This is a genomic window from Paraburkholderia fungorum, from assembly GCF_046027605.1.
GTDB lineage: Bacteria > Pseudomonadota > Gammaproteobacteria > Burkholderiales > Burkholderiaceae > Paraburkholderia > Paraburkholderia fungorum_F.
The window spans coordinates 365,927-379,305 of record NZ_JAQQEF010000005.1 but is presented as its reverse complement, the minus strand read 5'-3'; the positions used below and the strand labels follow the sequence as shown (position 1 = coordinate 379,305).

Annotated in this window: 13 protein-coding genes; 6 read left to right on the top strand and 7 right to left on the bottom strand. The window is 62.9% G+C overall.

Features of this window, described 5'->3' with window-relative positions; all coding sequences use genetic code 11:
- Positions 1-261: 261 nt before the first annotated feature.
- The 6 genes from PQR53_RS12145 to PQR53_RS12120 form a co-directional block, all read right to left on the bottom strand.
- Positions 262-723: a DUF2844 domain-containing protein gene (locus PQR53_RS12145; protein ID WP_408453572.1), complete on the bottom strand. Its 462-nt coding sequence runs from the start codon at positions 721-723 to the stop codon at positions 262-264.
- Positions 724-902: 179 nt separating this feature from the next.
- Positions 903-2,201 (bottom strand): DUF3443 domain-containing protein, encoded by a 1,299-nt coding sequence (locus PQR53_RS12140; RefSeq protein ID WP_408453570.1) that lies wholly within the window; start codon positions 2,199-2,201, stop codon positions 903-905.
- 31 nt (positions 2,202-2,232) lie between these two features.
- On the bottom strand, positions 2,233-2,751 hold the full coding sequence (locus tag PQR53_RS12135; protein WP_408453567.1) for a DUF2844 domain-containing protein: 519 nt from the start codon (positions 2,749-2,751) through the stop codon (positions 2,233-2,235).
- 321 nt (positions 2,752-3,072) lie between these two features.
- Complete coding sequence (locus PQR53_RS12130; RefSeq protein ID WP_408453564.1) at positions 3,073-4,665, bottom strand: TolC family outer membrane protein; 1,593 nt, start codon at positions 4,663-4,665, stop codon at positions 3,073-3,075.
- 13 nt (positions 4,666-4,678) lie between these two features.
- A complete protein-coding gene (locus tag PQR53_RS12125) occupies positions 4,679-5,002 on the bottom strand; it encodes a rhodanese-like domain-containing protein (protein WP_323043452.1) in 324 nt (107 codons plus the stop codon).
- Between the two features lie 80 nt (positions 5,003-5,082).
- A complete protein-coding gene (locus PQR53_RS12120) occupies positions 5,083-5,736 on the bottom strand; it encodes a protein-L-isoaspartate O-methyltransferase family protein (RefSeq protein WP_179736614.1) in 654 nt (217 codons plus the stop codon).
- 304 nt (positions 5,737-6,040) lie between these two features.
- Here PQR53_RS12120 and PQR53_RS12115 point away from each other — a divergent pair, with 304 nt between their 5' ends.
- The 6 genes from PQR53_RS12115 to PQR53_RS12090 all read left to right on the top strand — a co-directional run bounded on the left by PQR53_RS12115 (position 6,041) and on the right by PQR53_RS12090 (position 13,042).
- Complete coding sequence (locus tag PQR53_RS12115; RefSeq protein WP_408453561.1) at positions 6,041-7,117, top strand: LacI family DNA-binding transcriptional regulator; 1,077 nt, start codon at positions 6,041-6,043, stop codon at positions 7,115-7,117.
- A gap of 3 nt (positions 7,118-7,120) precedes the next feature.
- The gene (locus PQR53_RS12110) at positions 7,121-8,608 is read left to right on the top strand and encodes a sugar ABC transporter ATP-binding protein (protein WP_408453558.1); all 1,488 of its coding nucleotides are present in this window, start codon (positions 7,121-7,123) and stop codon (positions 8,606-8,608) included.
- On the top strand, positions 8,589-9,602 hold the full coding sequence (locus PQR53_RS12105) for an ABC transporter permease (RefSeq protein WP_408453555.1): 1,014 nt from the start codon (positions 8,589-8,591) through the stop codon (positions 9,600-9,602). The genes PQR53_RS12110 and PQR53_RS12105 overlap by 20 nt, the downstream gene beginning before the upstream one ends.
- A gap of 83 nt (positions 9,603-9,685) precedes the next feature.
- Entirely contained in the window at positions 9,686-10,648 is a 963-nt protein-coding gene (locus tag PQR53_RS12100; RefSeq protein ID WP_408453552.1) for a substrate-binding domain-containing protein, read from the top strand.
- Positions 10,649-10,757: 109 nt separating this feature from the next.
- Positions 10,758-11,807, top strand: a complete 1,050-nt coding sequence (locus tag PQR53_RS12095) for a sugar phosphate isomerase/epimerase family protein (RefSeq protein WP_408453549.1) — start codon at positions 10,758-10,760, stop codon at positions 11,805-11,807.
- Positions 11,808-11,890: 83 nt separating this feature from the next.
- Positions 11,891-13,042 carry a Gfo/Idh/MocA family protein gene (locus PQR53_RS12090; protein ID WP_408453546.1) on the top strand — a complete coding sequence of 384 codons (1,152 nt, stop codon included), beginning with the start codon at positions 11,891-11,893 and terminating at the stop codon, positions 13,040-13,042.
- A 35-nt stretch (positions 13,043-13,077) separates the two neighbouring features.
- Here PQR53_RS12090 and PQR53_RS12085 read toward each other — a convergent pair whose 3' ends face one another.
- On the bottom strand, positions 13,078-13,338 hold the full coding sequence (locus PQR53_RS12085) for a hypothetical protein (protein WP_120297970.1): 261 nt from the start codon (positions 13,336-13,338) through the stop codon (positions 13,078-13,080).
- Positions 13,339-13,379 lie beyond the last annotated feature (41 nt).

Here is a 13,379-nt window from a genome sequence, read left to right as displayed (position 1 = left end):
AGTTGGAGTTGGAGTTGGAGTTGGCGTCGGAGTTGGAGTCGGAGTCGGAGTCGGCGTTGGAGTGGGCGTCGGAGTCGGAGTCGGTGTTGAACTCGGCGTTGCCGGCTTGTCATTGTCCTGCGTCGGATTCGAGCTGCCGTCGTCGCTACCGCCACCGCCGCCGCAGGCTGAAAGGGCCAAGCTGGCCGTCAGCAGCGCGAAGCAAAATTTCTTATTGAGCGTCTTCATGTTTCTTGTATTCCGTGAGATCGATGTGTCGCGTCACTGCAGATCGTCAGCACGGACATTGGCGGGGACGAGGCGCGGCAGGACCGCCTTGCCGAAGAAGTTGCCCGCGCGTCCTGCTGACTCGATCTGAAAGTCGCCGTTGCGCTCGATCAACGGACCGGTGCCTCGTACGTGCGCTGTCCCTGCGGAAACTGCGTTCGGGAAGTAGCTGCCGAGGAGCACAACCATGTCGGGGCGCACGGGCCCTTGCCACGTGACGGCAAAAACGACATTGGTCGGCAAGACGTATTCGCGAATCCTGACACCGTCGGCGTCACGCGATTCACGCACCGTGTAATCCGCGGCAGTAGAGGCAGTAGAAGAAGAGGAATTAGGCGTTGCCGCTCGAAGCAACATCTGCGGGGCCGCACCCGCATTCGGTGCCCCACCCAACGCCGCATACGACGCGAGTGGCAAAAGCGCCGACATCGCCAGCACGATCTTTACAAATTTCATCACATTGCTCCAAAAAACAGTTCGGAGCATGTTGCCTGCGGGCAATTAATGAGAGTCTCAGAAAAATCTCAACGGTGAGTAGGAAACACCGATGAGACTCGATCGATTTTGCACAGCGGCAGAAGGCGGGAGTCAGGCATCTCGCGACGCCGCCTCCCGTATAAGACACACTCAGTTCGTCAGAACGCGACAAACGGTCCGCTCTGCTTACCTATCTCGCTGATGCCGACCGTCGTGTAAACGCTGCGTCCGTAGAAGAAAGGCAGCCCCCACATGAACATTCGCAAACTGGACTGATACCAGCCGACGTTGTCGTACGCGGCATACCCGTTCGCCGACACGCGCACGGCATTGTCGATCGTAAAAGGCATCTGGACGGGTGTTCCCTTGCCGCTGGTGGCCTCCATCGTGGCAGCCAGGTTCAGCGCGACTGACGGCGTGTACCAGCCCGACGTTGTAGGAATCGAATCGTCCTGGAACGCGAACCCATTGGTACCGCTGTCGAGTGCACTCCAGCTGAACGTCTGACCTTGATACTGGGTCGTAAATTCGCCGTGTTCATCCAACGCCAGAACGTTCACGTTCGACGGCAACGCGTTATTCGATTGCGTGCCGATCCCGAATATCAGTTCGCCGGTGACACTCGCCTGGCCTCCCGCCGGCAGCTTGGGCAGGCGGATGATCGTGCCGTTGTTATCCCTCGGGAAGGCGGCGACGGGGTTCATCACCTCCTTGCCGACGGTCATGCGTGTGTTGAAGCAAGCGTTAGCGCCCGTGCAATAGTAGTAATTCCCCGGCAGCGCGGTGGTCAGCGCGTCTTTCGAGTCCTGAGTGCCGTAGCCGATGCCGAGAATACCGTTGGCGCCGAGTTTCTCGACGGTACTGAGGTCCGGGCCGCCATGCGCGACGCAGTCCGACGGGATGGCGTACGCGCCGTCGCCGATCAGCTGGATGGGAGTATTGCTTGCCGTGCGGCTGCCGATCTTGATATCGGCGCGTTTCACCGAGCCCCATGTCGTGCCGGAACCGAACGGCATGCATTCGGCGATCGGCGCGACGCCGCTGACGTCGTCGACGGCGCCGACTTGCGTCAGCAACTGCGAGCGCAGCGTCGGCAATGCACTGGCCATGATGCGTACACCTACTGAGCCAGTATCCACCACCATGCGGTCGACGGTAGTGCACTGGCTCGCGCCCTGCGTACCTGGAACACAGACGGTGATCGTGGCGGAAAGCATGTTGATGCCGCCCATCGAATTGTCGACACGGATCGGCACCGTGTTGCCGCCGTTGGGCGTGTTCCCCGAATTATCCGAACTGCCCGAGCCATCCGGCTTCTGGATCCAGTCGGGATCGGCGGACCAGGCGATCGAACTGTTGTTCTTGCCGCCGTTTCCGTCACTTCCGCCGCCACATGCGGACAGTGTCAGCCCAAGCGCTACCAGCGCGATCGAGAGTGTCGTATTGATTGTCGTCATTTTGTTGTTTCCGCAAAATCGATACGCCGTATTACTTCAGATCGCCTGGGCGGACATTTGCCGGCATCAGTCGCGGCAGATACGCCATGCCGAAGAAATGCCCCAGGCGGCCGGCTGATTCGATGCGGAAGTCACCGGTGCTTTCGATCAGCGGACCGGTGCCGCGCGCGCGGCTTTCGCCGGCAGCCACATAGGTTGGGAAATAGCTGCCAAGGAGTGCCGTCATATCCGGGCGTATGGGTCCTTCCCACGCGACGGCGAACACGACATTGCTCGGCAGCACGTATTCACGGATCGTGACAGCGTTGGCGTCACGCGACTCGCGCACGGTGTAGGGGGCGGTGGCGGTCGTTTTAGCCGCACCGGTTGCGGCGGTAGTGACGGTAGTGGCGCTCGCGCCGGTCGCACTGCTCGCGGCGGCGGCATGCGGCGTGGCGCGCAGTACCATGGGAGAGGAGGGCGCAACGGCGCTCGGTGCGCCGCCCAGCGTTGCATACGATGCGAGTGGCAGCAGTGTTGCGCCAAGCATAACGGTCTTCAAAAATCTCATTACACGGCTCCAGAAAACGTGTCGCTGCATGTTGCCCGCGAGGTGTTTAGGAAACCGCAAGAATTTTCCGGAGCAGTGACGAGAAACGTCTTATTGAAAGCGCGGCGTCAGCATCGCCTTAAATCGTCTTAATTGCTGAGGGACGGCGGCATGACTTAAGACAAGGACTCGATCGCGATGAGTTTGCGATCTGTGTCGAGGTGGGAAAAGGTGACGGCGCTGTTCGAGGGCCTGGCGCTCCGAAAGCGCGCGAGTAACTGACGGAAACAGCCGATCGAATGCGGCAAGAGCATCCAGAAAGGTAAAGCAGTAAGCGAGAGACTACCGAGCCTGCGGAGGCGCCAAAGTGCCCGGCATAGCCCGCCGCCCGATCTTCCCCGCAGCGCCTTTCGCAGCGACACCCGGATGCGGCACCGTCGGCGCTTGCGGCAGCGCGGTCAGCGAACCATCGTCGACCGGCGACAGCAGCGCGCTCAACTGCAGCACATCCTGATCGGTCAGATTCGCGGTGGAAGCCTTCAGCTTGAGGCTATTGATCAGCGTGTCATAACGCGCTTTCGCCAGATCGCGGCGCGCCGAAAACAGCTGATCTTGCGCATTGAGCACGTCGATATTGATCCGCACACCGACCTGGTAGCCGAGCAGGTTCGATTCGAGCGAGGTGTTCGCCGATCGCTCGGCAGTCTGCAGCGCGCGGACCTGTGCGAGCCCACTCACGACCCCGAGAAAAGCCTGCCGCGCCGACAGCGCGGCATTGCGCCGAGCCGTATCGAGATCGGCCGCGGCCTGATCTTCGAGCGCGAGCGTCTGACGGACCCGGCTTTGTGTCGCACCGCCCGCAAAGATCGGAATCGTGACCTGCACGCCGATCGTGCTGTTCGTGTACGACGACCCCAGGTTGCCTAGTTCCGCGGCGAGCGCCGGTGTGCCGGGTGCCGGCGTATTCGCGCCGCTGCCGAAGCCGCCACCGAAATTGCCGCCGAAATTACCCGCACCGGCCGCGCCGAGACTGCTGCGCGAGCGGCTCGCCACCAGGTCGACGGTCGGCAGATGGCCGGCCTTGGCTTTCGACGTCTCGCGTTGCGCGTTATCGAGCGCGATCTGCCTCAGTACGACCTGATAGTTCGCGTCGCTCGCGGCATCGACCCATAGATTGATGTCGGCGGGCACGGGTGGTGGCAGCGGCGCGCCGGCGGCCAGTCCATCCACATGCTCGACGGGGTGCCCGACAATCTGCTGCAACGCCGCCAGCTTCATCGCAAGATCGTTCTGCGCCGCAATTTCCTGCGAGATCGCCTGATCGTATTTAGCCTGGGCTTCGTTGGTATCGGTGATCGTCGTGTTGCCGACTTCGAATGAGCGCCTGGCCGACTCTAGCTGCTGCGCGATCGATGCTTTCTGCGAACGCGCAATCGCAAGGCTATCCTGCGCGGAGAGCGCATCGAAGTAAGCCTGGCCGAGCCGCACGATCAGATCCTGCCGCGCCTGTGCGAACGAAGCCTGTGCCGAATCCACCGCGAGCTTGCCCTGCGCATAGCCATACCAGCTATCGACATGAATCAGCGGCTGCGTGAGCGAAATCACATAGCCGTTGCTGTTGCCGTAGGAAGCAGGAAAGCCGCCGCCGAAATCAGTGTTCTGGCGGTTGGCGGTGAGCGATGCGGAGACTTGCGGCAGTAGTTTGGCGCGGGCGAGCGGCAACTCTTCGCTGTTGGCGGCGAGCGAGGCGCGCGCGCTTTGCAGCTGCGGGTCGTTCGAGAGTGCTTCGTCGTAAAGCTGGGAGAGGCCGACCGCGTGGGCGGGCAGCGGGATCAGCGCCGCGAGTGCGGCAACCGATGCGCTGACACGTGCACCACGGAACGCGCAACGAAGCGTCAGAGCGGCTGCGCGGACCGGCACCCTCTGGCGCTTCATTGGGACGGTTCGATCAATAGGTGGGAACGGCGGGATCGACCTGACGCGACCACGCGTCTATCCCGCCTTGCAGATTGAACACGCTGGTATGGCCGCGCGATTCGAGGAACATCGCGACCTGGGCGCTGCGCGCGCCGTGGTGGCAGACGCAGACGATCTGCGCGTCGTCGTCGAGCTCTTCGCTGCGCGCCGGAATTTCACGCATCGGAATCGACACGGCGCCGGCGATCGACGCCGTCTGGATTTCCCACGGTTCGCGCACGTCGAGCAGCACGGGCGCAGGGCGCGATGTGTCGGCGAGCCATTCGGCGAGCGCGGGAGCGGTCAGATTTTGCATCAGCAGGACATCCAGTTCAGCGGACGGCGGCGTGCCGGCCGTACAGATAAACATGCAAACGAAACGTGTGGAGCTGCGATTTAAAACTTGAAGCGCGGCGGCTGCACAGCGTTGATCAGCGGCTCGACGTACGTCTCGAACACGTCGGCGATACGGTATTGCTTTTCGTCGATACGCGTGATGATCTGCGCCTTCATGACCGGCGCGGTGCCGACAAAAGCCGCCAGACGGCCACCGATCTTCAGGTGTTCGAGAATTTCCTGCGGCAGCACCGGCAGCCCGCCCGATACGCAGATCACGTCGTACGGTGCGGCGTTGGCCCAGCCGCGCGACGCGTCGCCGGTGGCGACTTCGGCGTTCAGCACGCCGTTGGCGATCAGGTTGTTCTTCGCCAGTTCAGCCAGTTCCGGTTCGATGTCGACCGTCAGCACGTGCTGCGCGCGGTGCGCGAGCAGGGCCGCCATGTAACCCGAGCCGGCGCCGATTTCGAGCACGCTTTCGTGTTTCTTCACCGCCAGTTCCTGCAGCACGCGCGCTTCGACGCGCGGTGCCAGCATGTGCTGGCCAGCCGGCAGCGGCACTTCGAAGTCGACGAAGGCCAGATCGCGGTAGACGGTGGGGACGAAGTTTTCACGCTTGACGATCGAGAGCAGATTCAGCACGTCCTGGTCGAGCACTTCCCAGGGGCGGATCTGCTGTTCGATCATGTTGAAACGCGCTTGCTCGATGTTCATGGTGGATTCGGCAGTGTGGTTTGGCGAGTTTGCGATTGAGTTTGCGTTGTTTTGCCACTGGCCGGCGGCCTCGGGCACAACCTCGGGGTGCAGCGCGAGACGCGGGCTACGGCAGGGTAACTGCGGGATTGTACCAAATGACGGCCCGAATCCCCGCCGTCGCGGGCAGTGCGCCGCCGGGCCACCGTCTGGGACGGCTCTCGCCGCCGGTCCGCCTCCGTGTTAATCCCTAGCGATCTGTCCTTGCGATTCTCGCTGCGATCACGCAAAAATGTAATCGATTACATTTTCAGGACGCATCCCCTTGTCCAAGTCGTTGTCCAAACCGGCCCCCGCAACGTCGTCGAAGGTGGGCGCGCAGCCCGCGGTTCAGCCGTTGCGGCCCGCCGAGGGGCTTTCGATCGCTCAGGTGGCGCAGCAGGCCGGCGTCTCGGTGGCGACCGTATCGCGTGTGCTGAACGGCCACGAGAACGTGCGCCCTGCCACCCGCGACAAGGTCCTGGCGGTGGTCGACGCCAGCGGCTATCGCGTCAACGAACTCGCGCGCAACCTGCGCACCGCCGAAAGCCGCTTGCTGCTGACGATGGTGCCCGACGTCGGCAACCCGTTCTACGCGGAGATCGTGCGCGGCATCGACAGCGTCGCGCGCCAGCACGGCTATTTCATGCTGCTGTGCGACACGGGCGCCGATCCGGGCCGTGAGCGCAGCTACTTCGATCTGCTGCGCCGCCGTCGCGCGGACGGCGCGATCTGTCTCGATCCGGCCACGATCCAGCAGGCGCTCGGCGAGACCTCGAGCGCGCTGCCGTGGGTCGCATGCTGCGAGTTCGACCCGGCGATGGGCATGCCGTACGTCGGCATCGACAACTATCGGGCGGCGGGCGACGCGGTGCGGCATCTGCTTGCGCGCGGCCATCGGCGCATCGGGCTGATCAATTCCGATGTCGACTACCTGTACGCGCGGCAGCGTCAGCAAGGCTATCTGGATGCGTTGACCGAAGGCGGCATCACGCCGGACGAGCATTGGCGCATGAACCTGAACAGTCTCGACTACGAAGCGGGCGCGTCGGCGGCGGCCTTGCTGATGCAGCGGCCTGATGCGCCGAGCGCGATTTTCGCGGTCTCCGACACGCTGGCGATCGGCGTGATCCACGGCTTGCGCAGCGTCGGCAAGCGCGTGCCGGACGATGTCGCGGTGGTTGGCTTCGACGATATTTCGCTCGCCGCGCAAATCGATCCGCCGCTCACCACCATCGCCCAGCCGATGCGCGAACTCGGCGAAACCGCCGCGCGTCTGCTGCTGCAACGGCTCGCGAATCCGCTAGCGAACGTGCCGGGCGTGCTGTTGCCGCATCGGCTCGTGATCCGCAGGAGCGCGTGAGCCATGAGCCTCGCCATCCGCTTCGACGATATTCGCAAAGACTTCGGTCCGGTGCGTGTGCTGCATGGCGTGAGCTTCGAGTTGGCGCCGGGGCGCATCTACGGTTTGCTCGGCGAGAACGGCGCGGGCAAATCGACGCTGATGAAGATCCTCGCCGGCTACGAAACGGCGACTTCGGGCACCTTGCTGGTCGACGGCCACGCGCAGCAGTTCATCGGTTCTCGCGACGCGGAAGCGGCCGGCATCGTGCTGATTCACCAGGAGTTCAATCTCGCCGAGCATCTGACGATCGCGCAGAACATGTATCTCGGCCATGAAAAAAAGCGCGGCTGGTTTGTCGACGATGCTGCCATGCGCGCCGATGCCGCGCGCTATCTCGCCCAGGTCGGCCTGGAGAAAGCGCCGGATACGAAAGTGCGCGAGTTGATCGTGGCGGAAAAGCAGATGGTGGAGATCGCCAAGGCGCTGTCGCGCCGCGCGCGTTTGCTGATCATGGACGAGCCCACCGCCACGCTCACGCCGTCCGAGACGGAGCGCCTCTTCACGCTGATGGCGAAGCTGAAGGCCGATGGCGTGACCCTCGTCTACATCTCGCATAAGCTCGATGAAGTCGAGCGCATCACGGACGAAGTGATCGTGATGCGCGACGGCCGCTTTGTCGCGCGCGGTGAAACCGCGGGGCTCGCGCGGCAGCAGATGGCGAATCTGATGGTCGGGCGCGAGTTGTCCGATATGTTCCCCGACAAGATCACGGTGCCCGCCGACGCGCCGATCGCGTTGAAAGTAGAGAACCTCGCCGTGCCGAACTGGGTTGAGGATCTGAGTTTCGACGTGCGCGCCGGCGAAGTACTGGGTTTCGCGGGCCTCGTCGGCGCGGGCCGCACCGAAGCGTTCGAAGCGATCATCGGTTTGCGCAAACGCACGGCGGGCAACATCGAAATCGCGGGCCGCCGCGCCGATCTGAAGAACCCGCGCGACGCCATGCGCCACGGCCTCACGTATCTGAGCGAAGACCGCAAAGGCAAGGGCCTGCATGTGAATCTGAGCCTGCAGGACAACGTCACGCTGATGACGCTGGAACGCTACGCGCATCCGCTGCTCGACATGAAGGCGGGGCGCGCGGCGTTGACCAAGGCGGTGAGCGACTTCGGCATCCGCACGGGCGATCTGTCGAGCCGCGCGCGCATGCTGTCCGGCGGCAATCAGCAGAAGCTCGCGCTCGCCAAGTTCCTGCAGCCCGATCCCAACGTGATCGTGCTCGACGAGCCCACGCGCGGCGTCGATGTCGGCGCGAAACGCGACATCTATTTCCTGATCCATCGTCTCGCCGCGCAAGGTCGCGCGGTGATCGTCATTTCATCCGAACTGATCGAGCTGATCGGCTTGTGTCATCGCGTCGCCGTGATGCGCGCGGGACGCCTGCAAGCCACGCTCACGCTCGAGCATCTGACCGAAGAGGAGTTGATCGCCCATGCGACCGGCACCCACTGAAGCCGTGCAATCCGGCCGCGCGTTGCGCTTCGCGCATCGTCTGTACGCGCTCGGGCCGCTGGTTGGGTTGATCGTGCTGTGCATCGTCGGCACGCTGCTCAACCGCGATTTCGCGACGCTCGACAACCTGATGAACGTGCTCACGCGCACGTCGTTCATCGGCATCATCGCGGTCGGCATGACTTTCGTGATCATTTCGGGCGGCATCGATCTGTCGGTCGGGTCGATGGCGGCGCTGATCGCGGGCAGCATGATCTGGTTGATGAATGGACTCGCGGCGGGCGTCGGCGGGCACACGTTCGCACCCATGCTGATTCTGACGCTCGGCATTGTGTTCGCGCTGGTGCTCGGCGGCTTGTTCGGCTGCGCGCACGGCTTGTTGATTACCAAAGGACGCATCGAGCCGTTCATCGTCACGCTGGGCACATTGGGGATTTTTCGCGCGGTGCTGACGTGGCTCGCGGATGGCGGCGCGCTGACGCTGGATAACTCGCTGTCGGACTTGTACGGACCGGTTTACTACGCGAGCTTCTTCGGCGTGCCGGTCCCGATCTGGGTGTTCCTGGTCGTCGCCGCGGGCGGCGCGTTGATCCTGAATCGCACGGCGTTCGGCCGCCATGTGCAGGCGATTGGCTCCAACGAACAGGTCGCGCGTTATGCGGCGATTCGTGTCGATACCGTGAAGATCGTCACGTACGTGCTGCTGGGCATCTGCGTCGGCGTCGCCACTGTGCTGTACGTGCCGCGGCTCGGCTCGGCGACGCCGACCACAGGCCTGCTTTGGGAGCTCGAAGCGATTGCATCGGTCGTGGTGGGCGGCACCGCGCTGAAAGGCGGCGAAGGGCGCGTGGTCGGCACGGTGATCGGCGCGATCCTGCTATCGGTGATCGCCAACATTCTGAATCTGACCAGCATCATCAGCGTGTATCTGAACGCGGCGGTGCAGGGCGTTGTGATTATCTTCGTCGCGTTCGTGCAGCGCGGACGGCGGTAGGCAGCAGGCGTTGAGCTTCAAGGAAACCAACGGCAAGTTCCAGAATCGGGGCGCATGAACGCCTCACAATCGGAGACACAACCATGAAGCAGGTCATTCGGGCAGTCGGCGCCGGCATGCTGGCGTTGGGGATACTGGGCACGGCAGGCGTCGCGCGTGCCGATGAAAAAGTCACGCTGGGCGTCGCGATTCCGACGGCCGACCATGGCTTCACGGGCGGCATCGTCTGGTGGGCGAACAAGGCGAAAACAGATCTGGAGAAAGCCCATCCCGATCTGAAAGTGATCGTCAAAACCGCGGCCGGCGCGCCCGAACAGGCGAACCAGTTGCAGGATCTGGTGACGGTGAACAAGATCAACGCGCTGGTGATTTTCCCGTTCGAATCGGCCTCGCTCACGCAGCCGGTCGCGCAGGTGAAGAAGAAGGGCGTGTATGTGACGGTGGTGGATCGCGGCCTGACCGACACCAGCGCACAGGACGCCTATGTTGCCGGCGACAACACCGCGTTCGGCAAGATTCCCGCCGAGTTTCTGGCGAAGGAGCTGGGCGGCAAGGGCAACATCGTCGCGTTGCGCGGCATTCCGACCACGCTCGACAACGAACGCTGGACCGCGTTTACGAACGTGATCAAGAACTATCCCGAGATGAAGATTCTCGACGGCAAGTACGCGAACTGGAATCGCGACGACGCGTTCAAGGTGATGCAGGATTACCTCACGCGCTTCAAGCATATCGACGCGGTCTGGGCCGCCGACGACGACATGGCTGTGGGTGTCATCAAGGCGATCGAGCAGGCCAAGCGCACCGACATCAAGATCGTATTCGGCGGAGCGGGTTCGAAGGGCATGGTGAAGAACGTGATGGACGGTGCGCCGATGATCAAGGCCGACGTGTCGTACTCGCCGAAATTCATCTACGACGCCATCAAGCTCACCGCCGAGGCGCGTCTGAAGGGCGAGAAGCTGCCGCCTACCACGATCATTCCGTCGGTGCTGATCACGAAGGAAAACGCGCAGCAGTTCTACTTTCCTGACTCGCCGTTCTGAGCCCGAACGGCCTTGGCTGATTCTGGCCGATTGTGAGTGTGCTGCGCGCGCTTGCCGTGGTTCTGCCGCAGAGGCATGACAGGCGCGCCATAGTTCGAGGAACCGTACGATGAAAACCATCAAAGGGCCGGCGATCTTTCTGGCCCAGTTCATGGGCGACGAGGTGCCGTTCGACAACCTCGCGCATCTGGCGGGCTGGGCCGCGAGTCTCGGCTTCAAGGGAATCCAGGTGCCGTGCGATACGCGTCTGATCGATCTCGAACAGGCGGCGGCGAGTCAGAGCTATTGCGACGAGCTGCGCGAAATCGCGGATGATGCGGGCGTGACGATCACCGAACTGTCGACGCACCTGCAAGGGCAACTGGTGGCCGTGCATCCGGCCTATGACACGTTGTTCGACGGCTTTGCAGCATCGCATGTGCGCGGCAATCCCACTGCGCGCACGCAGTGGGCGGTTGATCAGATGAAGCTGGCGGCGAAGGCGTCGCAACGTTTGGGATTGAATGCGCACGTGTCGTTTTCCGGCGCGCTGGCATGGCCTTATCTCTATCCGTGGCCGCAGCGTCCGGCGGGTTTGGTGGAAGCGGCCTTCGACGAACTCGCGCGCCGCTGGACGCCGATTCTCGATGCGTTCGACGAAGCCGGTGTCGACGTGTGCTACGAACTGCATCCGGGCGAGGACCTGCACGACGGCGTGACCTTCGAGCGCTTTCTTCATGCGGTCAAGCAGCACCCGCGCGCGAATATCCTCTACGACCCGAGCCATTTCGTCTTGCAGCAACTCGACTACCTCGCGTTCATCGACATCTATCACGAGCGCATCAAGGCGTTTCATGTGAAGGACGCGGAGTTTCGGCCGAACGGCAAGCAAGGTGTGTATGGCGGCTATAGCGGTTGGGTCGAACGGGCAGGGCGTTTCCGGTCGCTGGGTGACGGACAGATCGATTTCGGCGCGATCTTCTCGAAGATGGCGCAATACGATTTTCCCGGCTGGGCGGTGCTGGAATGGGAGTGCGCGCTGAAGCATCCGCAGGACGGCGCGCGTGAAGGCGCGGAGTTTATTCGCCGGCACATCATTCGGGTGGCCGACCATGCATTCGACGACTTCGCGGGCAGTGGTGTGGATGCGACGCAGTTGAAGCGCGTGCTTGGCATTTGACTATGGGCTGAACGTGAGCTGGCTGCGGGTTGCCATGAAGCGGCTATGACGCAGATGAAGCAGACCACAAAGGAGTGATGGCAGTGCCACAAAGAAGACTCAGGCTCGGCATGGTCGGCGGCGGGCAGGGCGCGTTTATCGGCGCGGTGCACCGGCTCGCGGCGCGGCTCGACGATCGTTTCGAACTGGTAGCGGGTGCGTTGTCGTCCGATCCGCAGCGCGCGCAAGCGAGCGCCGCCGAGGCCGGTATCGCGCGCAGCTATGCGGACTGGCGCGAGATGGCGCGCGTTGAAGCGGCTCGCGACGACGGTATCGACGCGGTCGCGATCGTCACGCCGAATCATCTGCATGCGCCGGTGGCGACGGCTTTTCTCGAAGCGGGTATCCATGTGGTGTGCGACAAGCCGCTGGCGATTTCGTTGGCGGAAGGCGAAGCGCTGGCCAGGCTCGCTCGCGAGAAGAACAAGCTGTTCGCGCTGACGCATACGTATTCCGGCTATCCGTTGGTTCGCCATGCTCGCGAGCTTGTCGAAAAGGGTGAGCTTGGCGATATACGCGTGGTGCAAGTCGAATACGCGCAAGACTGGCTGGCGGAACCGATAGAGACGAGCGGCACGAACAAACAGGCCGGGTGGCGCACGGATCCGTCATTGGCAGGTCCCGCCGGCTGTCTCGGCGATATCGGCACGCATGCGTATCACCTGGCTGCCTTCATCACGGGGATGACGCCGTCGTCGCTATCGGCGGAGTTGCATACGTTCGTGCCGGGACGCCGGATCGACGATCACGTGCAGGCGATGCTGCGCTATCCGAACGGTGCGCGCGGTATGCTGTGGGCGAGCCAGGTGGCGAGCGGCGCGGAAAATGCGCTGCGTCTGCGGGTATATGGCACGAAGGCCAGTTTGAGTTTCGATCAGGAGAATCCCAACGAATTGGGGTTCACACCGTTAGGTGGTTCGGCTGAGCGCCTGACGCGAGGACGAGTTAAAAGCGCGATCGCCGCACATGCGACGCGCGTGCCGGCGGGACATCCTGAAGGCTATCTGGAAGCGTTCGCGCAGTTGTACAAAGATGCGGCGTTGCAGATCGAGGCGTTGGATGCGGGTCAGCCGTTGCCCGCCGAAAGCTTGCTGCTCACAACAGTGGACGATGGTGTGGCCGGGTTGCGCTTCATTGATGCCGTATTGGCAAGCAGCGCTGCGCACGGGCAGTGGCGCGAGATAGGCAACGGGTGAGTCAGCAAAGCGGCGGCGACCACGCGATGCGTTGCTCAACCGCCCTTGCTCTTCCTGATCTGCTCTTCGAACGCGATATCCAGCTTGCTTGCCTTGCGCGGCTTGGGCGGCCCAAAACCGTCGACGAACTTGACGAAGTCGTCTAGCGTCAACGGATCGGAGACTTTCTTGTCCGTGCCGCTCGATTTGTCGACCAGATAAAACAGCCCGCCGGACAGGCTGATCGCCGCGAATTGCGGATTGCCGCTGCGGGTTTTCAGCCGCTCGACGGCATGGATGGCTCGGGTGGTGCGCATGGTGGGGGAACGGCTGGTCGGGGAAAGACTTGTACTGTAGC